This window comes from Aeromicrobium sp. A1-2 (assembly GCF_003443875.1).
GTDB lineage: Bacteria > Actinomycetota > Actinomycetes > Propionibacteriales > Nocardioidaceae > Aeromicrobium.
The window spans coordinates 1,043,276-1,062,358 of sequence record NZ_CP027482.1; the positions used below are offsets into that span (position 1 = coordinate 1,043,276).

Genomic DNA, 19,083 nt, shown 5'->3' on the forward strand with positions numbered 1-19,083 from the left:
TTGCTAGTCGGTCGCCGGATTGGTGCTTTCGGCGTCCTCACCAGCCCGTCTGCTGGCTTCGCTGATCTCGAAGATCTCGGTGCCGAACGCGCCGATCTCGGTCGTGATCTTGCGCGCAGACTCGAAAATGATGGCCGCGACATGCCCCGCAGTCGCAATGGCGGCCTCGGTCGACTGCTGCATGACGTCCTTGACGATCTCTCGTCGGCTCAGCGCCATCGTTGTCCCTCTCGGTCGGGGCGGACTACGAGGTCAAGTGTGGCGTACGAGCGTCCTCGGTGCGACGTGCAGCCTCTTCGCGCTTGGCGCGGCGCAGCGCCTTGGACTCGGGGCTGTTGCCAATCTTGTACGGATCCGAGGGCTTGATGCCGAACTTGGCGAGCTGGCGGACCACGCTGAGCATCTGCTTGGACAGCCGGCCGGAGTTGTAGCTCAGGCCGTACTGCTCGACGAGGCGCTTCACGTCCTCGGCGACCTGGGGGTAGCGGCGCGCCGGGATGTCGGGGAACAGGTGGTGCTCGATCTGGTAGCTCAGGTTGCCCGTCATCAGGTGGAACGGGGCATGACCGGAGATGTTGGCCGAGCCGAGCAGTTGGCGCAGGTACCACTGGCCGCGGGACTCGTTCTGCGCGTCCTCCTCGGCGAAGGTCTGGACCTCGGCCGGGAAGTGTCCGCAGAAGATGATGCAGAACGTCCAGACGTTGCGGATGATGTTGGCCGCGATGTTGGCGCCCAGGATGGCCAGCGGGGCCCACCAGCCGACGAACGGCACGAGGGCGAGACCGACGACGGGCCACGCGATGTAGTCCTTGAAGACCTGGCGGCGGATCTTCTGCATCGCACGCTTCTTGCGACCCTGGAAGTCTTCCTTGGTGATCTTGCCGTGGAGGTACTGGTCGAGCTCGACACCGTGGTACATGATGCCCCACTCGAAGACGAGCATCAGGAGGAAAGCCAGCGGCAGGTTGAAGCGGTGGCTGCCGTACCACGGCTGGTCGTCGTCGATCCGGAACAAGTTGTAGCCGATGTCGCGGTCCATACCGTGGATGTTGGTGTACGTGTGGTGGATGTAGTTGTGGCCGTGCTTCCAGTCCTGCGACGGGGCGATGTTGTCCCACTCGTAGCGTGCGCCGTCGACCATCGGGTCGTTCATCCAGTCGTACTGGCCGTGCATGACGTTGTGGCCGATCTCCATGTTGTCGAGGATCTTGGCCACCGCGAGCAGCGCGATGCCGACGATGAAGACGGGCAGGAAGAACGGGAACAGGATCCCGACGCGTCCGAGGACCTCGCTGGCCTTCTGGACCTTGATGACGCGGCGGATGTAGTCGGCGTCCTTCTGGCCGAGGTCGTCCAGCACGCGCTGGCGCACCGTGTCGAGCTCGCGGCCGAAGTCGTCGAGCTGGTCGTACGTCATGTACTCCAGGCCGATCGTGGCAGGCTTGTCTGAGTGCTTGTTGATCAGGCTCAGCGGTGCCGCATTGTGGTTGCTGGCGCTGTGTGGCTTGATCGGTGCGAGCTTCTTCTTGGCCATGGTGGTGGGTTCTCCCTCTGCCTAGAGCGCGACGTTGACGTCGCCGATGGGGACCTGAACACAGATCTTGATGGTCTCGTCGGTGTTGGCGCGGATCTCGCCACTCACGACATGGCGCACGGCGCCACTGTTCTTCTTGATGGCGCAGGTGTTGCACACGCCCATGCGGCAGCCGAACTCCGGCTTGAGGCCGGCGGCCTCGGCCTGCTCGAGGATCGTGGCGCCGGAGTTGGCGGCCTCGATCCCGGCGCCGTCGAAGCTCAACGTCCCCGTGGCGTCCGCAGCGTCGAGGTCGACCGACGGCACCTTGAAGTACTCCATGCGGAGCTGGTCGGCCGCACCCAGCTCGGCGTACGTGTCGCGCACCCCGGCGATGAGGCCGGCCGGACCACACACGTACGTCAGCGTCGAGGTCGGATCGATGCCGAGGTGCTCTAGGTGATCGATGTCGAACCGACCCTGGAGGTCGACGTTCGCGGCGGGCTCACGGGTGTAGATGCGCTTGACGGTGACATTGGGTTCCGCGGCGAGCTCGTCGAGGTCGGCGGAGAACATCTCGTCGGACCGCGACCGGGCGTAGTGCAGGAACGTGACAGCGCCACGGTGGCCGGAGTCGCGCAGCGTGCGGATCATCGACATGACCGGGGTGACGCCCGATCCGCCGCTCATCAGCAGCAGGTTGTCGGGGACGTCCTTCGGCAGGACGAACTCACCTTCGGCCTGCGACAGGTAGACAATGGTCTTGGGCTTGAGCTGGTGGTGCAGGAACTGGGAGACGTAGCCGTCGGGGTGGGCCTTGACCGAGACGCTGAACGTCCCGTCCTTGGCGGCCCGCGAGCTGGAGACCGAGAAGCACCGGATCCGGCGCTTGCCCTCGACCTCGACACCGAACTGCACGTGCTGGCCCGGGATGAAGCCGGTCCACGTGCCATTGGGTCGCAGGACGACCGTGCTGGCATCGCCGGTCTCCCGGATCACCTCGACGACGCGGGCGCGAACATTTTCGGCGGCCAGCATGGGGTGGATCTGATCCAGGTAGTGGTCGATCGTGAGGGGCGAGGTCAGCGACGCGACGGGACGCGAGCGAAGCGCTCGGCGGATGATGCCCATCCCGGAACCTCCTCAAAATCAGTGAACATGCGTACACTCAAAGTGTGCATCACCCACGTTGCAGGCGCAACCGACGCGCCGAGTGACCTTGGCCACGATGGGTACGGGTGTGCACCGAAAGGGTGGTGACTACGCTGTGAGGATGCCCGACCCTGCCCCATCCGCATCGCGCCAGGAGCAGAAGGAGCGCACCCGGCAGTCGATCTTGAGCTCGGCGCTCGAGCTGAGCCTGAAACAGGGGTTTGCGCAGGTCAGCCTGCGGCAGGTGTCCCGCCACGCGGGCATCGTCCCGACGGCGTTCTATCGGCACTTCGAGTCGATGGACCAGCTCGGGCTGGCGCTGGTGGAGGAGTCATTCTCGACGTTGCGCCAGATGGTCCGGGATGCGCAGCGCGATCCGGAGGTCTTCGAGAACATCATCGATGCGGCGGCCGATGTGCTCGTCGAGACCGTCAAGCAGCGCAAGACGCACTTCGGTTTCGTCTCCCGTGAGCGCATGGGCGGCCCCGACGTCGTGCGCACCGCGATCCGGCACGAGCTCGACCTGTTCGTCAGTGAGCTTGCCGTCGTGCTGGCCCGGTTGCCCAACATCGAGGACTGGTCGAGCGATGACGTGCAGATGGTCTCGCGTCTCTTCGTCCGCAACATGGTGACGAATGCCGAGGAGGTCGTCGAGATGCCGGACGGGCGTCCGGATCTCGAGGAGCGGATCAAGGAAGGCGCGCGACGTCAGATGCGTCTGATCGTCGTCGGCTTCAAGGACTGGCGCAGCTAGAACTGTGCCGGCCGGCCCGCATTGCTGCGGGTCAGGCCTGCTGCGACGTGCCGAAGGCGTCCTGCGCACTCGTGGCGAGCCGGTCGAGTGCGAGGGCGAAGACGTCATCACCGATCGAGTCCTCGAGCTGCTGCAGGAGCGTCTCGTCGGCGGTGAACTCCGCCTGCCAGGTGACGTACGAGCACGAGTGGCCGGCGTCCTCGACGAGCACCGTTGCGCGGTGGTTCGCGATCGGGAACGGCGGGTCGGGCATGTGATACGACAGCGTCATGGCCTCGTCGTCACGAGATATGACCGAGACCACGAGCTCGGGCGAGGCCTCTGGGCCGTCGGCGTAGATGCGGAGCTTGGGGTGCCACTGGGCGAAGTCGCCGGCCAAGGGCCACACGTGGCTGGCGGGGGCGGCTACGAATGTACGACGGGTGATGCGAGGCATGGTTTCCTTCGGCACAGCGGGGACACGTTGACACATTGTCCCTTGCCGGCCTCCCGCAGGTCTCGTTCGGGGAGTGAGGCATTTGTCACGCGAGCCCGATATCACCCGCGAGACGAAGCGAGACCGCCTCGAAGTAGGCCTCGAAGTCGCTCACCGATCCTTTGAGGTGGCCGAAGAGTTCGAACGACAGGGTGCCGAAAAGTGACGACCACGCGATCAGTGTGCGGACCACGACCTCGGGTGGGACGTCGTCGGCCGCGACCTGACGATCGCGCATGTATGCGATGGCGCCGGCCACGAACATCGACGGGTCCTCTGACCCGCGAGCGGCGACCGGCTCGGTCGCACCGGCGGCATGTGCATCGGTGATGATCTCGACGAGCCGCACGATGACCCGGGTGGCCGGGCCGACGGTGTCCTGCGGCGCCGCATAGCCGGGGACGGGCGAGCCGTAGAGGAGGGCGTAGTCGTGCGGGTGCGCGACGGACCAGGCGCGGACCGCCCGGCAGGTCGCCATCCAGCGGCCCGGGTAGTCGCGACGATCGGTCACCGCGTCGTCGGCTGCCTCGGCTGCGGCGCCCAGGTCGTCGTACGCGGCGATCAGGAGGGCGGTGAGCAGTTCGTCGCGGCTCGCGAAGTAGCGGTAGACCGCGGACGAGACCATGCCGACGTCACGGGCGACGGCGCGCAGCGAGAGTGCGGCGGGTCCGGTCTCGCGCAGCTGTGCGCGGGCTGCCGACAGGATCTCGGCGGTGATCTCTTCGCGGGCGCGCTCGCGGGCGGTCCTGGTTGCCGTCATGGCACCACTGTGGACCATACCGAGAGCGGGTGCAACAAAAGAGAGCACTGCTCTTGATCGGCGCCCCTCCATGTGGGACGCTCTGATTGAGAGCAGCGCTCTCCAACGGCTTGAAGGAGCATCATGACCGATCGTCACCTCGTTGTCGGAGCCGGACCTGTCGGCCGGCACGTCGCCCAGATGCTGGCCGCACGCGGGTCGGAGGTCGTCGTGGCGACCCGCTCGGGCACCGACACCGGATTCGCCGGCATCACCCACAAGCGGCTGGACGCGTCCGATTCGGACGCGTTGAGCGCAGAGGCCGAGGGTGCTGCGGTGCTCTACAACTGCGCCAATCCGGGGGACTACACGGCGTGGGATCAATTCTGGCCGCCCCTGGCGTCCGCGCTTCTGACCGCCGCGGAGCGTTCCGGTGCGGTGCTCGCCATCACCGGCAATCTCTATCCGTACGGCCCGGTCGACGAGCCGATGCACGAAGGACTGCCGGACGCCGCGACGGACCACAAGGGTGCGCTACGTGCACAGATGTGGGCCGATGCCAAGGCGCTCCACGATGCCGGCCGGATCCGGGCCATCGAGATCCGCAGCTCGGACTACGTCGGCACAGGTGTCGGTGACAACGGCCATGTGAGCCGGCAGGTGCCCGGTGCCATGCAAGGCAAGCGAGCCTGGGTCATCGGCCGCAAAGACCAGCCGCACACCTTCACCGATGTGCTCGACACCGCACGACTGCTGGTCGCGGCAGCCGAGGACGGCACCGCCCACGGCCGGGTCTGGCACGTGCCCAGCAACGTGCCCCGGACGCAGCAGGAGGCGATCACCGATGTGCTGGCCAGCGTCAGGAGGCCGCCGGTCGGGGTCACAGCCATGCCGGCACCCGTTCTTGCCGCTGCCTCGCGGTTCGTGCCGATGCTGCGGGAGCTTCGCGAGCTGTCATACCAGTGGACCCGGCCCTACGTTCTGGACGACAGCGCCGCGCGCCAGCACTTCGCGATGGAGCCCACGCCATGGGACGAGGTGTGCCGGCGCACTGCGGTGCAATAGGTCAGGCGTTGCCCATCAGTGACCACATGTCGAGGCAGGTCTCCCAGCCGATCGCTTCGTAGAGGCCCCGGCCGTCAGCGCTGGCCGCGAGAATGCCCGAGGTGGCGCCCTCATCGGCCGCGCGGTTGCTCAACGAGATCATGACGTGACGCGCCAGCCCCCGTCGCCGGTAGGCCGGCATCGTCTCGACCGCGTCGTAGACCGCATCGGCTGCCAGCACTCCGACCACGCCGGAGGCGGCGACGCGTCCATCGTGCTCGACCGAGTAGGTGTGACGGCGTTTCTCGACGTCCCAGCGGGTCGTGAAGACCTCGTCGATCGCCGGGACGGGTTGGGGGACGAGGTGGGTTGCCATCAGCACCTCGTCTTCGCGATCGACGCGCACTCCGGTGGGCAGCGTGAGTGACCGGTAGGGGTCCGTGTCGGCCGCGATGACCGTGAGCATCGCGCGAGGATCGCCCTCGATGTGCTGCAGCATGTCGGCGAAGGTCGAGCGGTCGGGTTGGGCGCAGACGATCTCGGACTCCCGGCTGGGCGACTCCACGTGGACCAGCGGCCAGCCCTCGACGTCGGAGACCTCGAGCTCGCGCACGTGCGCCCATGCGTCGATCCATCTCTGGACGAGGCGTTCGTGGGTCATGTGCAGATCTTCGCAGCGCCCTGGGACAGTCGCCGGACCCGACCCCTCGCCTTGGGGGTCACTGTCGGCCATCATGGGGACACGGCGACGGAGGGGGTCCTGATGACCGACCATGCCAATTGGGTCGAGCTGCGGGTGCACGGCGTGAGCGGAACTCCGCCCGAAGCGCTCCTGGACCACCCACACGTCGCGCAGGTCGACGGTGGCGGAGCCTCACGGTTCTTTCGCCCGGTCGATGCAGGCGGACGGGAGCTTCCCGGACGCGATGGACAGGTGCTCGAGGCGTACCACTGGGGGCACTACACGTCCGGCTCGTCGTTGCAGGCGCTGTGGTTGCTGCTGGTGCCCTTCGGCCTGATCAACGCCGCCCAGTTCATGCTGCCCGCACCGCCCGAGCGCCCCACCCGATCGTTGACGGCGCAGGCCACGGCCAGTGCCCTGCTGCGCCTTCTCGCGCTGCTGCTGACCCTGCTGCTGGTGTTTGCTGCCGGACTCACGCTGATGGATCTCGTGGCGTGGCGCTGGGCACCGGGCGCGAAGAGCCTGGCCTCGTGGGACGCGTCCGCGGTGCTGATGTTGGCGACGCTCCTCACCGCGATGCTGGTCGTCGGACTGTGGTTGCTCGGCCGCCTGACCGCAACCTCCACGCCGTTGATGGCCGGTGGACTGTCCCCGAACGAGGCCCGCGCCCACGCCGAGGAAAGGCACACCCCGCTCGCGGACCCGCACTTCTACCAGGGGACGTCGGACTCGCCGACCCTCAGCCGCCTGCACCTCGCCGCCGGGTTGCTCCTCGTCGCCGCGATGGCGCGGTGGGTGCGTGAGCCGGACGGCCACGGGGTGCTGTTGTGGACGTCCGTGGTGCTGCTGCTGGTCGTCGCGGCGGCCGTCACGGTGCTGGGTGATCCGGAGTCGATCGCGACCGCAGACCTGGGTGAGGCTGGCCTACGGATGCGGGCTACGTGGCACGAGGCGGCCGCGTTGGGCTCGTGGATCGTCTGCGGCGCCGGTGTCGCGCTGATCGCACTGGCGGTGTGGGCAATGCCGGGATTCACCCCTCCGACCGAGTCGAGCCTGCGCACCCCGATTGCCGGCTACGAGCGCATCTCCGTCGTCCTGCTCCTGGTCGGCGTCGTCACGGTTGCGGCGCTGGTGCTGGTCAATGCGCGGATCGTCGTGACCACCCCGACGAGTCACCCTTCGCCCGATGACCCTGCGTGGTACTTCCGGCCGTACGCGGGTGGCTACGCAGCCAGCGTCGTCGCGGCGCTCGCGGTCTTCATCGGCGTGGGGCTGTCGGCCTCGGTGCCCACCACGGTCTCGTCGGCGCTGCGACTGTCGAGCAGCAAGGTCGGCGTCACGCCGATGCTCGACCGGGTGGCCTACGCCTGGGGCCTCACGTTCTTCGTCCTGCTCGCGATCGCGGCGGCCCTCGCGGCGCAGTACGTCGCCCGTCGGGCACACCTGAAGGTCCGCTCCGCCACGATGTTCGAGGGTGCCGCTCCTGTCGACCCGGGCGACTACGCCGTGCCGGCCTGGCAGCCTGAGGCGAGCGCGACCGGACTCTGGGTCGGACGAGTTAAGAACTTCGTCCCCGCCATCGCACTGACCTTCGTTGCCGCCGGGGTCGCGATGTCGCTCGCGATCGTCTATGAGCTGCATCCGGCGTGGAAGGATCCAGTCGCCTGGCGGCCACAGCGTGCTTGGGGCTGGTTCGACCAGCTGTCGGCCGGCCGAGCCAGGATCGGGGCTCCGTTCGAGTCGTCGTTCGCCAACGTCACGATGGTCGGTGGTGCGTGGATGCTGCTCGGGTTCGCGGCGCTGTTGGTCCTCCTGGCCCGTCGCGGCTTTCGGACCGATACGTCCCGGCGCGGCGTCAACGTCGTCTGGGACGTCGTCTCCTTCTGGCCGCACGCCGTCCATCCGTTCGTGCCGAAGCCCTATTCCCAGCATGCCGTGATGCACCTGCAGCGTCGGATCGTCCAGCATCTCGCGACCCGCGAGACCGACGGTCCGGCCGTCGTCGTCAGCGCGCACAGCCAGGGGAGCCTGATCGCTTTCGCCTCGCTGCACCTGCTGACGGATGCGGAGCGAGCCCGGGTGGCCCTGCTGACGTACGGCTCCCAGCTCCGGCAGATCTTCCCGCGGGCGTTCCCTGCGTACGTCAACTATGACGCGATATCGCGGTTGCAACGCGACCTCGACGGCGCATGGATCAATCTTTATCGCGAGACCGACCCGCTCGCCGGGCCAGTTCTGTCGTGGAATCACCTGGGGGAGGGTGCGGGCCTGGCGACATCGACACGTCTCGTGCAAGGCACTGCGGTGACAACCCGTGATGCGTACGTCGTGGGTTCGGGAGTGCGCCGCAGCGGTGACGACTGGCGGCTGCTCGACCCGGCGCCGATCACGACCGACGAGCAGCATGGACCGTCGACGCGGCTGTGGGGTCACAGCGGCTACTGGCTGGACCCGGCCTATCGGGTCGCCCTCGGTGAGCTGCGAAAGAGTTGAAAGTGCCCCCGCGCCGTTGGTGCGGCCGGGGGCGTTGGGCTCGAGCCTCTAGATAGGGAGGACCGAAACCATGGCCAAGCCTACGCGAGGAACACGACAGCGCCTACTCGGCCTCCATCGTCGCGCCACGGTCGAACGCACGGGTGGTTCCGAGCCGCCGAGGCAACCGGGAACCACCCTGCGAACGGGCTACTTGATGGTGCCGCTGCCTTCGCCCTCGACCTTGTCGTCGTGCAGAAGATCGGCCTTGTCATCGACGGGGACGGCCCCGACCTTGAACGTGATCGGCGAGTTCTTCTGGTAGCGGAAGTTCTCGCCCACGGAGTAGGACTGGCCCTTGCCGAACGTGAAGATCGCCGGCTCCTTGAACTTGCCCGGCGCAAAGCCCTCTGTGTTGACGTTCTCCTGCTCGAACAGAGCGGAGTCGACGATCGAGTCCATGCCCTGCATGAACTTCCAGTCCTTGTAGCGGGCCTGGACATCGACCAACGAGGCGCCGAGGTCGATCGGCGCACCTGTGTTGGTGATCACGTAGTTGACGAACACGATGTCGTCGCCCTCGTCGATAATCGGCTTGTTCGTTTCGGGGTCGACGAACTGACCTGTCTTGGTCGCCTGCGTGACGCCGACCTGGTAGACGTCGACCGTGATGTCGCCAGCCTTGACCGTGGCGATCTTGTCTCCGACCTGCGTGGCGGGCTTTGCCCAGTCGGGCAGGTCACCCGATGCGGCGGCGCTGTCGGCCGTGGTCTCGGCGGGAGCCGGCGTGGCTGAGGCCGTCTTCTCGGTCTTGGCGTCATCGGAACCCCCGCCGCAAGCGGCGAGACCGAAGAGGGCAAGTGATGCGACCAGTGCCACGGCGGCCCGGCTCGTAGGCGTACGAGTGCTGAACATGGAATCCCCAAATCTGTAGTCGAACAACCGGATCCGAGAGCAGCAAACTCAGTATCGTGACCGAGTCAGACAGATGCCGGCGCCGCCGAGCGTATAGAGCCGCGCTCGGGCTTGAGCCATCGCCCCGCGGGGGGATGGTCGACCTCCTTACGTGGTGCAATACCCCCGGTTGGGTCCGCGGGCACACCGACGCTCAGGACGATTTGCGCATCGCGCGAAGCCTGCGGACTATCCCGTTGGAGGCCGGCGGCTCGGGCTGATAGTCGGGGGCGATGACCCTGATCGCATCGACCACCTGCCGGACCGAGGGGTTGACCAGGGCCTGGCCGCCGACGAACACCGTCGGCACGGTCTCGTCACCGCCCGTGGCCTTCCGGACCCGGGCCGAAGCCTGCGTGGACGACCAGATGTCGTGCTCGACGGTGGCGACTCCGGCTCGCCTCAGCCCACGGCGCAGTGAGCTGCAGAACGGGCAGCCGGGGCGCCACATGACCTCGACGGGGGGCGTGCCGGGGTGGGTCATGGAGTGTCCTTCGGATTCGGGTCGGCGGTCATCGTAGCGAGGTGCGCACGTTGATCTCGGAGTGCAGGGTGCGGTGCACGGGGCACCGATCGGCGATCTCGAGGAGCCTCTGTCGCTGCTCGTCGTCGAGGTCCCCGGTCAAGGTGATCTCGCGCTCCACGCGGTCGAGCTGGCCAGCCTCAGTCTCGCACTCCGCGCAGTCCTTGGCGTGGATCCGGGAGTGGCGCAGCGCGACCTCCACCTTGTCCAGGGGCCACTTCTTGCGGGCGGCGTACATCCTCACCGTCATCGAGGTGCACGCTCCCAGCCCGGCGAGCAGCAAGTCGTACGGTGAGGGCCCCGTGTCGTGCCCGACCGGGGTCGGCTCGTCGGCGCTCAGGACGTGCTGACCGACCGTGATCTGTTGCCCGTACGGCCCGCGTCCGTTTTCCGACACCGTGACCAGCGTGGCGTCGAGGACTTCAGCGGGCTGCGGGCTCGGCGGCGGGGCATCGAGATAGCGATTCACCCATGCCGCGAGCACGGAGGCGGCGAACCGCGCGTCTGCCGGTCGGGTGAGCAGGTGGTCCGCGCCGTCGAGAGACACGAACGACTTCGGGTGCACCGCAGCGTCGAAGATGCGGCGCGCGTTGTCGACACCGACCGTCTCGTCGGTGGGTGAGTGCATGACCAGGAGCGCCGCATCCAGCGCTCGGATGCGCTCCGCCTGGGGTTGATCGGAGATGTCGTCAAGGAACTGCTTGCGGATGCGGAACGGTCGGGAAGCCAGGCAGACCTCGGCCTCGCCATTCGTCTCGATCTCCTCGCGGCTCTGGCTGAGCAGGTGCTTCAGGTGCTCGGTGCCCGCCGGAGCTCCGATCGTCGCGACCGCGCGGACCTCGGGGATGTGCTCGGTGGCGGCGATGACCGCTGCGCCGCCGAGCGAGTGGCCCAGGAGGATCGTCGGTGCGGTGTGCTCGGCGCGCAGGTAGTCCGCGGCATTGACCAGGTCTGCGACGTTGGAGCTGAAGTTGGTGTTGGCGAAGTCGCCGTCAGATCCGCCGAGCCCGGTGAAGTCGAAGCGCAGCACGGCGATGTCCAGACCCGCCAGCGCCTTCGCGATCCGCGAGGCGGCCACGACGTCCTTGCCACACGTGAAGCAGTGTGCGAAAAGTGCGTACGCCCGCGGTGGGGCGTCAGGAAGGTCCAGACGGCCGGCCAGCTGGGCGCCGTTCGTGCCCGGGAAGGTGACGTGCTCGCTGTGCATGGGTCCGAGTCCTCTCGGCGGCGGGAAGCTCCGGCTGCCGTGAGGGTAACCCTGCGGGGTCGTCGGTTCATTCCAGCTCGGGGAAGCGCGGCCCGGTGGCTGGCCTCAGTGACCGAGGTTCGCCAGGTGGCGCGCCAGTGCGGGTAGGTGACTCAGCTCGACGTCACGGGTCGCGGTCACCAGTTGGGCCGGGCCCGTGCCGATCGCCCGGACCATCGCGTCCAGAGCATCGGCCATCGCGGGATCGGCCAGCTCGTGCTCATATCGCGTCGTGAACTCCGCGTGGCGCTCCGGCTGGTGTCCGTACCACCGGCGCAGCTCGTTCGACGGGGCGACCTGGGGGTGCCAGGCTCCGACCCGGGGGTCGTCGCGCCGCATTCCGCGCGGCCACAGACGATCCACGAGCAGCCGAGCGCCGTGAGCGGTGTCGAGCTCGTCATAGACGCGGCCGATCTGCACATCCAACACCGTGCGTCACCTCCTGGCTCGACACATCGTCCAGCCAATCATCCACCCGGTGGTGCGAGGCGTACGGGACGGGGATCGCCCGGACCCGGGGGATAACCGGGCATACGCTATTCTGATACCCCTAGGGGTATCCAATCGAAGGAGTTGTCATGTGCCAAGCCGTGAAGTGCCGCCAGTGCGGGAAGACCACCTGGTCCGGATGTGGCCAGCACGTCGATGCCGTCATGGCGGGCGTCGCCAAGAGCGACCGTTGCCCCGGGCACACCAAGGCCGCGAGCCAGAGCGAGTCGACCAGTGGCGGGTTCCTGTCCCGCCTGCGTCGCCGCTGACCGACTCAGGTCAGGCGAGCGACAGGAAGAGCTTCTCGAGCTGTTCCTCGGTGAGCGGCGAGTCGCTGCCGCCCTCGCCCAGTACGCACTCGCGCATGCTGGTCGCGATGATCTTGAAGCCGGCCCGGTCGAGGGCCTTGGACACGGCGGCGAGTTGTGTCACGACGTCCTTGCAGTCGCGGCCGGCCTCGATCATGCCGATCACGGCGGCCAGTTGACCATTGGCGCGGCGCAGGCGGTTGAGCACCTCGGTGGTGCTCGCGGTGCTGGTGGTGGCGGTCATGGTGTCTCCTCGTCCTTGAGACCGAGGATACCCGTCGGGGTATCGCGGTGTCGGTGGTGGGCGCAGTTGTTGCCCGCCTGCTGCGCGGCGTGGTGAGGCGCGCGGATAGCCTGCGCCAGTACCCCACCCATCGAAGGAGTGTCCGGTTTGTCGAATCTTGATGAGGCGCTGCGCGACATCTACCACGAGGTCCTTGGCCGCAACGCCGGTGAGACCGAGTTCCATCAAGCGGTGCGCGAGGTCCTGGACACTCTGGGTCCGGTCGTCGCCAAGCATCCGCAGTACACGGACGCTGCCGTCCTGCGCCGCTTGTGCGAGCCCGAGCGCCAGATCATCTTTCGCGTCCCGTGGGTCGACGACGAAGGGCAGGTGCAGATCAACCGCGGCTTCAGGGTCGAGTTCAACTCCGCGCTGGGGCCGTACAAGGGCGGCCTGCGGTTCCACCCCAGCGTCAACCTGGGCATCGTCAAGTTCCTCGGCTTCGAGCAGATCTTCAAGAACGCACTGACCGGCCTGCCCATCGGCGGCGGCAAGGGCGGCTCGGACTTCGATCCCAAGGGTCGATCCGATGGTGAGGTCATGCGGTTCTGCCAGTCGTTCATGACCGAGCTCTACCGACACATCGGCGAGTACACCGACGTGCCGGCTGGCGACATCGGCGTCGGCGGCCGGGAGATCGGCTACCTGTTCGGCCAGTACAAGCGCATCACCAATCGATACGAGTCCGGTGTCCTCACCGGCAAGGGGATCAACTGGGGCGGATCCCAGGTACGCACCGAGGCGACCGGCTACGGCGTGGCGTTCTTCGTCGACGAGATCCTCAAGACCACCGGCGACTCCTTCGACGGCAAGCAGGTCGTCGTCTCGGGATCTGGCAACGTCGCGATCTTCGCGATCGAGAAGGTCCACCAGCTCGGCGGCACCGTCGTCGCCTGCTCGGACTCCTCGGGCTACGTCGTGGACAGCAAGGGCATCGACGTGGATCTCCTCAAGGAGATCAAGTCGGTGCGCCGTGGACGCATCCAGGACTACGCGGAGGAGCGTGGCAGCGACGTACGGTTCATCGCGGGCCAGTCGATATGGGACGTTCCGTGCGACATCGCACTGCCGTGCGCCACCCAGAACGAGCTGGATCGCGATCATGCGTTGGCACTCGTCAAGAACGGCTGCCGGATCGTGGCGGAGGGCGCCAACATGCCCACCACCCCGGACGCGGTCAAGGTCTTCGTCGAGGCCGGGGTCAGTTTCGCGCCCGGCAAGGCCGCGAATGCCGGTGGCGTTGCCACCAGCGCCCTGGAGATGCAGCAGAACGCGTCACGGGACTCGTGGTCGTTCGAGCACACCGAGCAGCGACTGAACGACATCATGCGCAACATCCATGACCGTTGCCTGGAGACGGCGGACGAGTACGGAACGCCCGGCAACTACGTCGCGGGTGCCAACATCAGCGCGTTCACCCACGTCGCCGACGCGGTCCTCGCTCTCGGTGTCATCTAGCCGGGTCGCGAGCCGACCGGTGCGCCGGGACGTGGGGCGTTGTGCCCCGCGTGTCCCGGCGCTTCGGGTCAGGGCGCGCCGGTGACGAACTCCGCCACGATGTGGCCGAGCTCGGTCCCGGCATCCTCCTGCAGGAAGTGACCGGCATTGGTGACCACGGGGTGCTCCAGTCCACGGGTCCCGGGCACGAGCTTGCGCAGGATCGGCGCCATCGCGCCGGTGATGGGGTCGCTGTCGCTGAACGGCGTGAGGAAGGGCTTCTCCCACTGGGTCAGCTGGGCCCACGCCGCGCGGTTGGCGTCGGATGCGGGATCGTCCGGCGTGTTCGGCACGAGGCTCGGCATGACGCGCGGCCCGGCCTTGGACTCCTCGACCGGGAAAGGTGCGTCGTAGGCCTCTCGCACCTCGGTGCTCATGCCACGGACGCAGCCGGACTCGACGAAGCGCCCGACCTGCAGGACCTCGGCCTTCTCGACTGCTTCGCGGAAGCCCCACCAGATGTCGGGCATCCGGTGGTCGCCGGTCGGGAGGCCGGTGTTGGCCGCAACGATCTTGGCGAAGCGCTCGGGGTTCTCGGCCGCCAGCCGCAGGCCGATCAGCCCGCCCCAGTCCTGGCCGACCAGCGTGACGTCCTGCAGGTCGAGGCGGTCGAACGCCAGCTCGCGAACCCACTCGACGTGACGCGCGTAGGTGTGGTCGGCTGTGGCCAGCGGCTTGTCGGAGCGCCCGAACCCGACCAGGTCCGGGGCGATACAGCGGACGCCTGCCTGCACCAGGGCGTCGATGACGTGCCGGTAGAGGAAGGACCACGTCGGCTCGCCGTGCAGCAGCAGCGCGACGGGGCCGTCCGCTGGACCCGCGTCGATGTACGCCATGCGCAGGGGCGTGCCCGACTCACCGTCGGGCAGGGTGACCTCGGCGTAGGAGGGCTCCCAGGGGAAGTCGGGGAGGTTGGCGAACTGGTCATCGGGGGTGCGGTAGAGATCCATGGATCATGTCCTGACGTTGTCGGTGGGGAATCGTGCGGCAAAGACTCTCGTGCGGGCGAGCTACTTCTTCTGGCGCCGGCTTCCGCCGTGCCAGTCCTCCTGGGTTCCGGCCTCGTCTTCGGCCACGCCCAGCGCCTGGAGCTGCGGCAGCTCGCGCAGGCTGCGCTTGAGCTCGGAGAACCCGCTGAACTTCGCGAGGCCCACGACGTGGTCCCACAGCTCGGTGGCCTCTTCGTCCGACGGCAGCCGGCTGATGACCGGGCCGAAGAATGCCGAGCCGTCCGGGGGAGCGATGTGCAGGATCGGGGTGCCCACGTCCTTGCCGGTCAAAGCCAGGGCCTCGTCCGTGGACGCCTGGATCTGCTCGTCGCGGCTGTCGTCGTCGAGGAAGTCCGCGAAGTCAGGGGACAGGCCAGTCTCGGCCAGGGCTGCCTCGACGAGCTCTCGGGTCTGGCCCGGGATGTCCCGCGCTGCCTCGGGGGCGACGTCGAAGATCCGCGAGCTGAGGGCGGGGTACAGGCGAGCGACCGCCTCGGGTCCGTGGGCGTCCAGGACGTGGGCGCACACCCGCAGCATCCGGAGCCCGGCGGTGTGCCCGGCTTCGTACTCCGGTGGGAAGTGCGCGTCGTAGTCGATGTGTTTGTTGAGCAGGCGCAGCGAGATGAACCGCCACTCGACGGTGTAGTCGCGCTGCTCCTGGACCTTGCGCACCCACTTGCTGGTCATCCAGGCGAACGGGCACACAGGATCGAACCAGAAGCGGACGTCCGGCTCGGCTTGGTCGGTCATGGGGTTCCCATCATCGTGGTTGGCGGAGGTTGTGGTGAGGTCATCAGAAGTCGACGGTTTTCGAGTCTACGGTCCTGGCCCTCAAATAGAACCCTTCGGTAGCAAAGAACCGAGCCTCGTCCGGTCGGGCAGGTGAATTCGCCGAGCCGACCCGCGACCACCTGCGCGACGACACGGGCTGTCTCGTGCGATGTCAGTGTTCGACTGCCCGGTCACCTGGTGGCGATGAAGCTCTGCCGTGCGGGGGAGGCGCCCAGGTGCAGACCGTGCCTGATCTCGTTCCATCGCCACACCAGGACGAGGGCGATCGCTTCCCTGACGATTGCTGCCGACATCTTCGACGTGCCAGTGGTGCGGTCCGTGAACGTGATGGGGACCTCCGTGGTGGTGAGCCCGAGCCGGCTTGACCGCCAGCTGTTCTCGATCTGGAAGGAGTATCCGTTCGAGCGTGAGTCCAGGACATCCAGGCGCTCCAACGACTCGCGCCGGAAGGCACGAAAGCCGGCAGTCGCGTCGTGGATCGTCAGGCCGAGCACGGCTCGGACGTAGGCGTTTCCCGCCCACGAGATCAGGCGTCGACGGCGGCTCCAGTTGCTCACACCACCACCGGTGACATACCGGGAGCCGATCGCGATGTCACTGGTCTGCAGCGCGGCGATCAGCTCGGGAATCTTGGCTGGAGGGTGGGAGAGGTCCGCGTCCATCTGGACGATGACGTCGTAGTCACGATCCTGGGCCCAGGCGAACCCGGCTCGGTAGGCGGCGCCGAGTCCGTCCTTGTCGGGACGGTTGAGCAAGAAGACCTGGGCGGGATAGGAGGGGTGAGCGGTGACGAGGGCTGCTGTGCCGTCGGGGCTGTTGTCGTCGACGACCAAGATGTCGGCCGAGGGCTCGGCGCGCAGCACCGCGTCGAGCACGATCTCGATGCCATCGGCCTCGTTGAACGTGGGAATGATGACGATCGTCCGCGCCGTGGGCCCCGTAGTGGCTGTCATGGCATCAGCGTGACTCGCCTGACCTGCCAAGGACCTGACTGCACGAGGTGTACCGCGCCGCCGCCTCGAGTCCGCTCCGCACAGGGCACGATGGGGGACGACCCGGAGGAGGGCCGATGAGAGTGCTGCTCGTCGAGGACGAGGTTCGTCTCGCCGACACCATCAAGCGTGGACTCGTCGACCACGGCTTCGTGGTCGACGTCGCCCATGATGGCAATGAAGGTCTCTGGTTGGCGACCGAGAAGACGTTCGACGCGATCATCCTGGACATCATGCTGCCGGGGATGAACGGGTACGACGTGCTCAAGGGCATCCGGCAGCACCGGGTGTGGGCTCCCGTGCTGATGCTCACGGCGAAGGACGGCGAGTTCGACCAGGTCGACGCCTTCGATCTCGGCGCCGACGACTACCTGACCAAACCGTTCAGCTTCATCGTCCTGCTGGCTCGGGTTCGCGCGCTGATACGTCGTGGAGCACCCGAGCGTCCGATGATCATGCAAGCGGGCGATCTGAGCCTCGATCCGACGACACATCGCGTGACACGCGCCGGGGCCGACGTGACGTTGACACCCAAGGAGTTCGCCCTGCTCCAGTTCTTCATGCAGCATCCCGGAGAAGCGATGACCAAGTCGCACATCCTCGACAACGTGTGGGACGCCGCGTACGACGGCGACCTCAACGTCGTCGAGGTCTACGTGCGATACCTCCGGCTCAAGCTCGACGTCCCGTTCGGCCGCCATGCACTCGAGACCATCCGCGGCGTCGGCTATCGGCTGGACCCGGCCGGGGGTTGAGTCAGGCGTCGGTCGGGTCCGCCGAACCGTCTCGCGGCAGGCGCACGACGAAGCGCGCTCCACCCCACTGCGACGTCTCGACGACGACCGAGCCACCGTGGCCGGCGATGATCTCCCGCACGATCGCCAGGCCCAGACCGGTTCCACCCTCGTCACGGTTCCTGCTCGAGTCGAGTCGGACGAATCGCTCGAAGATGCGGCCACGCTCGGCCTCCGGAACGCCGGGTCCGTCGTCCTCGACCGTGAGGACGGCAGTATCGCCCTCGGCCGCGATGCTGACCATGACCCGCCCCCGACTGGCCTGTGCCGCGTTCTCGACCAGGTTGCGCACCGCCTGCGAAAGGCTCTGCCCGTCGCCGATCACTCGCACGATCTCGATCGACGCGGTCACCTGCACGGAGCCGGCCGAGCGGAGTCGTCGCACCTCCTGATCCACGATGTCGTCGAGGTCGACCTGCTCCTGGCTCAGCAGGAGACCGCGGTCGTCGGCCTTCGCAAGGAGGAGCAGATCATCCACGAGCCGCCTCATCCGCTCGACCTCCAGCGACATCACGGTGCGCATCTCGGACCAGTCCGAGGCATTCGGGTGGGCATCGGCAATCTCCAGGGACGCCGAGAGTGTGGCGATGGGGCTGCGCAGCTCATGGCTGGCATCGGAGACGAATGCACGCTGGATCCGCTCTGCGGTCTCCAGCCTCCGGAGCATGTCGTTCATCGTGGTGGCCAGCCGAGCGACCTCGTCGTGAGACTCCGGAACCGGGACGGAGTCGGCCAGGTCGCCGGCTCGGATCGCCGACACCCGACGTCGAATCGCCTCGACCGGCTGCAGGGCCCGTCCGACGACGATGCACGTGCCGGCCCCGACCAGCAGGCCCGCGACTGGCACCAGCACCAACAGGTAGGTGATGAGGATCTCGATGGACTCGCTCTGGGGAGCGATCGACGTGGCAACGATGACGGTGTAGGTCTGGCCGTCGCGGCTGACGCCCTGGGCCGTCACGAGGTAGGCGTCCTTGGTGTGCAGGACGTCCAAGGTGTCGCGTTGCTCGCGAACGACCTGCCCGGGCGCCGGGCGCAGCTTCGACAGCAAACGATCCGATGCGCGTATCGAGGAACTCGCCACGACCCGCCCGGCCGGGTCGATCAGCTGCGCCACCTGGCTCTCGACGGTGTTGTCGGTGAGGTCCTTCTGGATGGTGGCGAGATCGGCGGTGGCAGCGACCCGTGACACCGATTCCGCGCGCGATGCCGCGTTCGCCTCGACGGTCGAGATCAGGGTGCGCTGGAGCACGATCAGCAGAAGGGTCGAGCCGACGGACGTCCCGATCAGCACCACGACGGTCGCGGCGATGGCAGAACGAGCGCGCACGCTCGCCGTCAGGCGCCGGACGGCCGAGGGCGCCCTGCGGGTCACGGCCATGAGC

At 67.4% G+C, this 19,083-nt stretch carries 21 protein-coding genes; 6 read left to right on the forward strand and 15 right to left on the reverse strand.

The window, feature by feature from the left end:
- Window positions 1–3: 3 nt before the first annotated feature.
- Genes C6I20_RS05120 through C6I20_RS05130 form a run of 3 tightly spaced genes read right to left on the reverse strand, consistent with a single transcriptional unit; the run spans window position 4 to window position 2,644 of the window.
- A complete protein-coding gene (locus tag C6I20_RS05120) occupies window positions 4–219 on the reverse strand; it encodes a hypothetical protein (protein WP_118394976.1) in 216 nt (71 codons plus the stop codon).
- Between the two features lie 25 nt (window positions 220–244).
- On the reverse strand, window positions 245–1,534 hold the full coding sequence (locus C6I20_RS05125; RefSeq protein ID WP_118394977.1) for an acyl-CoA desaturase: 1,290 nt from the start codon (window positions 1,532–1,534) through the stop codon (window positions 245–247).
- 21 nt (window positions 1,535–1,555) lie between these two features.
- Complete coding sequence (locus tag C6I20_RS05130) at window positions 1,556–2,644, reverse strand: ferredoxin reductase (RefSeq protein ID WP_118394978.1); 1,089 nt, start codon at window positions 2,642–2,644, stop codon at window positions 1,556–1,558.
- Window positions 2,645–2,786: 142 nt separating this feature from the next.
- On the opposite strand from C6I20_RS05130, the gene C6I20_RS05135 reads away from it, so the two are divergent.
- Window positions 2,787–3,419 carry a TetR family transcriptional regulator gene (locus C6I20_RS05135; RefSeq protein WP_162891134.1) on the forward strand — a complete coding sequence of 211 codons (633 nt, stop codon included), beginning with the start codon at window positions 2,787–2,789 and terminating at the stop codon, window positions 3,417–3,419.
- A 31-nt stretch (window positions 3,420–3,450) separates the two neighbouring features.
- Here C6I20_RS05135 and C6I20_RS05140 read toward each other — a convergent pair whose 3' ends face one another.
- Both C6I20_RS05140 and C6I20_RS05145 read right to left on the reverse strand, forming a co-directional pair.
- Window positions 3,451–3,855, reverse strand: coding sequence for an SRPBCC family protein (locus C6I20_RS05140; protein ID WP_162891135.1), 405 nt, complete (start codon window positions 3,853–3,855; stop codon window positions 3,451–3,453).
- Window positions 3,856–3,940: 85 nt separating this feature from the next.
- Complete coding sequence (locus tag C6I20_RS05145) at window positions 3,941–4,654, reverse strand: TetR/AcrR family transcriptional regulator (RefSeq protein WP_118398607.1); 714 nt, start codon at window positions 4,652–4,654, stop codon at window positions 3,941–3,943.
- Window positions 4,655–4,777: 123 nt separating this feature from the next.
- On the opposite strand from C6I20_RS05145, the gene C6I20_RS05150 reads away from it, so the two are divergent.
- Window positions 4,778–5,698, forward strand: coding sequence for an NAD-dependent epimerase/dehydratase family protein (locus tag C6I20_RS05150; RefSeq protein WP_118394981.1), 921 nt, complete (start codon window positions 4,778–4,780; stop codon window positions 5,696–5,698).
- Between the two features lies 1 nt (window position 5,699).
- Here the strand turns inward: C6I20_RS05150 and C6I20_RS05155 are convergent, their stop codons facing one another.
- Window positions 5,700–6,338 carry a GNAT family N-acetyltransferase gene (locus C6I20_RS05155; protein ID WP_162891136.1) on the reverse strand — a complete coding sequence of 213 codons (639 nt, stop codon included), beginning with the start codon at window positions 6,336–6,338 and terminating at the stop codon, window positions 5,700–5,702.
- Window positions 6,339–6,440: 102 nt separating this feature from the next.
- Here C6I20_RS05155 and C6I20_RS05160 point away from each other — a divergent pair, with 102 nt between their 5' ends.
- Window positions 6,441–8,852, forward strand: a complete 2,412-nt coding sequence (locus C6I20_RS05160) for a hypothetical protein (protein WP_118394983.1) — start codon at window positions 6,441–6,443, stop codon at window positions 8,850–8,852.
- 189 nt (window positions 8,853–9,041) lie between these two features.
- On the opposite strand, the gene C6I20_RS05165 is transcribed toward C6I20_RS05160, so the two are convergent.
- The 4 genes from C6I20_RS05165 to C6I20_RS05180 all read right to left on the reverse strand — a co-directional run bounded on the left by C6I20_RS05165 (window position 9,042) and on the right by C6I20_RS05180 (window position 11,983).
- Window positions 9,042–9,746 carry a hypothetical protein gene (locus C6I20_RS05165; protein ID WP_118394984.1) on the reverse strand — a complete coding sequence of 235 codons (705 nt, stop codon included), beginning with the start codon at window positions 9,744–9,746 and terminating at the stop codon, window positions 9,042–9,044.
- Between the two features lie 193 nt (window positions 9,747–9,939).
- Complete coding sequence (locus C6I20_RS05170) at window positions 9,940–10,269, reverse strand: glutaredoxin domain-containing protein (RefSeq protein ID WP_118394985.1); 330 nt, start codon at window positions 10,267–10,269, stop codon at window positions 9,940–9,942.
- A gap of 28 nt (window positions 10,270–10,297) precedes the next feature.
- Window positions 10,298–11,515 (reverse strand): alpha/beta fold hydrolase, encoded by a 1,218-nt coding sequence (locus tag C6I20_RS05175; RefSeq protein ID WP_118394986.1) that lies wholly within the window; start codon window positions 11,513–11,515, stop codon window positions 10,298–10,300.
- Between the two features lie 105 nt (window positions 11,516–11,620).
- On the reverse strand, window positions 11,621–11,983 hold the full coding sequence (locus tag C6I20_RS05180) for a DUF488 domain-containing protein (RefSeq protein ID WP_216822992.1): 363 nt from the start codon (window positions 11,981–11,983) through the stop codon (window positions 11,621–11,623).
- A gap of 149 nt (window positions 11,984–12,132) precedes the next feature.
- On the opposite strand from C6I20_RS05180, the gene C6I20_RS05185 reads away from it, so the two are divergent.
- Entirely contained in the window at window positions 12,133–12,312 is a 180-nt protein-coding gene (locus C6I20_RS05185; RefSeq protein ID WP_118394987.1) for a hypothetical protein, read from the forward strand.
- A gap of 10 nt (window positions 12,313–12,322) precedes the next feature.
- On the opposite strand, the gene C6I20_RS05190 is transcribed toward C6I20_RS05185, so the two are convergent.
- Entirely contained in the window at window positions 12,323–12,595 is a 273-nt protein-coding gene (locus C6I20_RS05190) for a metal-sensitive transcriptional regulator (protein ID WP_118394988.1), read from the reverse strand.
- Window positions 12,596–12,742: 147 nt separating this feature from the next.
- Here C6I20_RS05190 and gdhA point away from each other — a divergent pair, with 147 nt between their 5' ends.
- The gene (gene gdhA, locus C6I20_RS05195; RefSeq protein WP_118398611.1) at window positions 12,743–14,092 is read left to right on the forward strand and encodes an NADP-specific glutamate dehydrogenase; all 1,350 of its coding nucleotides are present in this window, start codon (window positions 12,743–12,745) and stop codon (window positions 14,090–14,092) included.
- Window positions 14,093–14,160: 68 nt separating this feature from the next.
- Here gdhA and C6I20_RS05200 read toward each other — a convergent pair whose 3' ends face one another.
- The 3 genes from C6I20_RS05200 to C6I20_RS05210 all read right to left on the reverse strand — a co-directional run bounded on the left by C6I20_RS05200 (window position 14,161) and on the right by C6I20_RS05210 (window position 16,865).
- Window positions 14,161–15,081, reverse strand: coding sequence for a haloalkane dehalogenase (locus tag C6I20_RS05200; RefSeq protein WP_118394989.1), 921 nt, complete (start codon window positions 15,079–15,081; stop codon window positions 14,161–14,163).
- Window positions 15,082–15,141: 60 nt separating this feature from the next.
- The gene (locus C6I20_RS05205) at window positions 15,142–15,870 is read right to left on the reverse strand and encodes a DsbA family protein (RefSeq protein WP_118394990.1); all 729 of its coding nucleotides are present in this window, start codon (window positions 15,868–15,870) and stop codon (window positions 15,142–15,144) included.
- Window positions 15,871–16,082: 212 nt separating this feature from the next.
- Window positions 16,083–16,865, reverse strand: coding sequence for a polyprenol monophosphomannose synthase (locus tag C6I20_RS05210; protein WP_118394991.1), 783 nt, complete (start codon window positions 16,863–16,865; stop codon window positions 16,083–16,085).
- A 116-nt stretch (window positions 16,866–16,981) separates the two neighbouring features.
- Here C6I20_RS05210 and C6I20_RS05215 point away from each other — a divergent pair, with 116 nt between their 5' ends.
- Entirely contained in the window at window positions 16,982–17,659 is a 678-nt protein-coding gene (locus tag C6I20_RS05215) for a response regulator transcription factor (RefSeq protein WP_118394992.1), read from the forward strand.
- Window position 17,660: 1 nt separating this feature from the next.
- Here C6I20_RS05215 and C6I20_RS05220 read toward each other — a convergent pair whose 3' ends face one another.
- Window positions 17,661–19,073 carry a cell wall metabolism sensor histidine kinase WalK gene (locus C6I20_RS05220; RefSeq protein WP_162891137.1) on the reverse strand — a complete coding sequence of 471 codons (1,413 nt, stop codon included), beginning with the start codon at window positions 19,071–19,073 and terminating at the stop codon, window positions 17,661–17,663.
- Window positions 19,074–19,083: the final 10 nt, after the last annotated feature.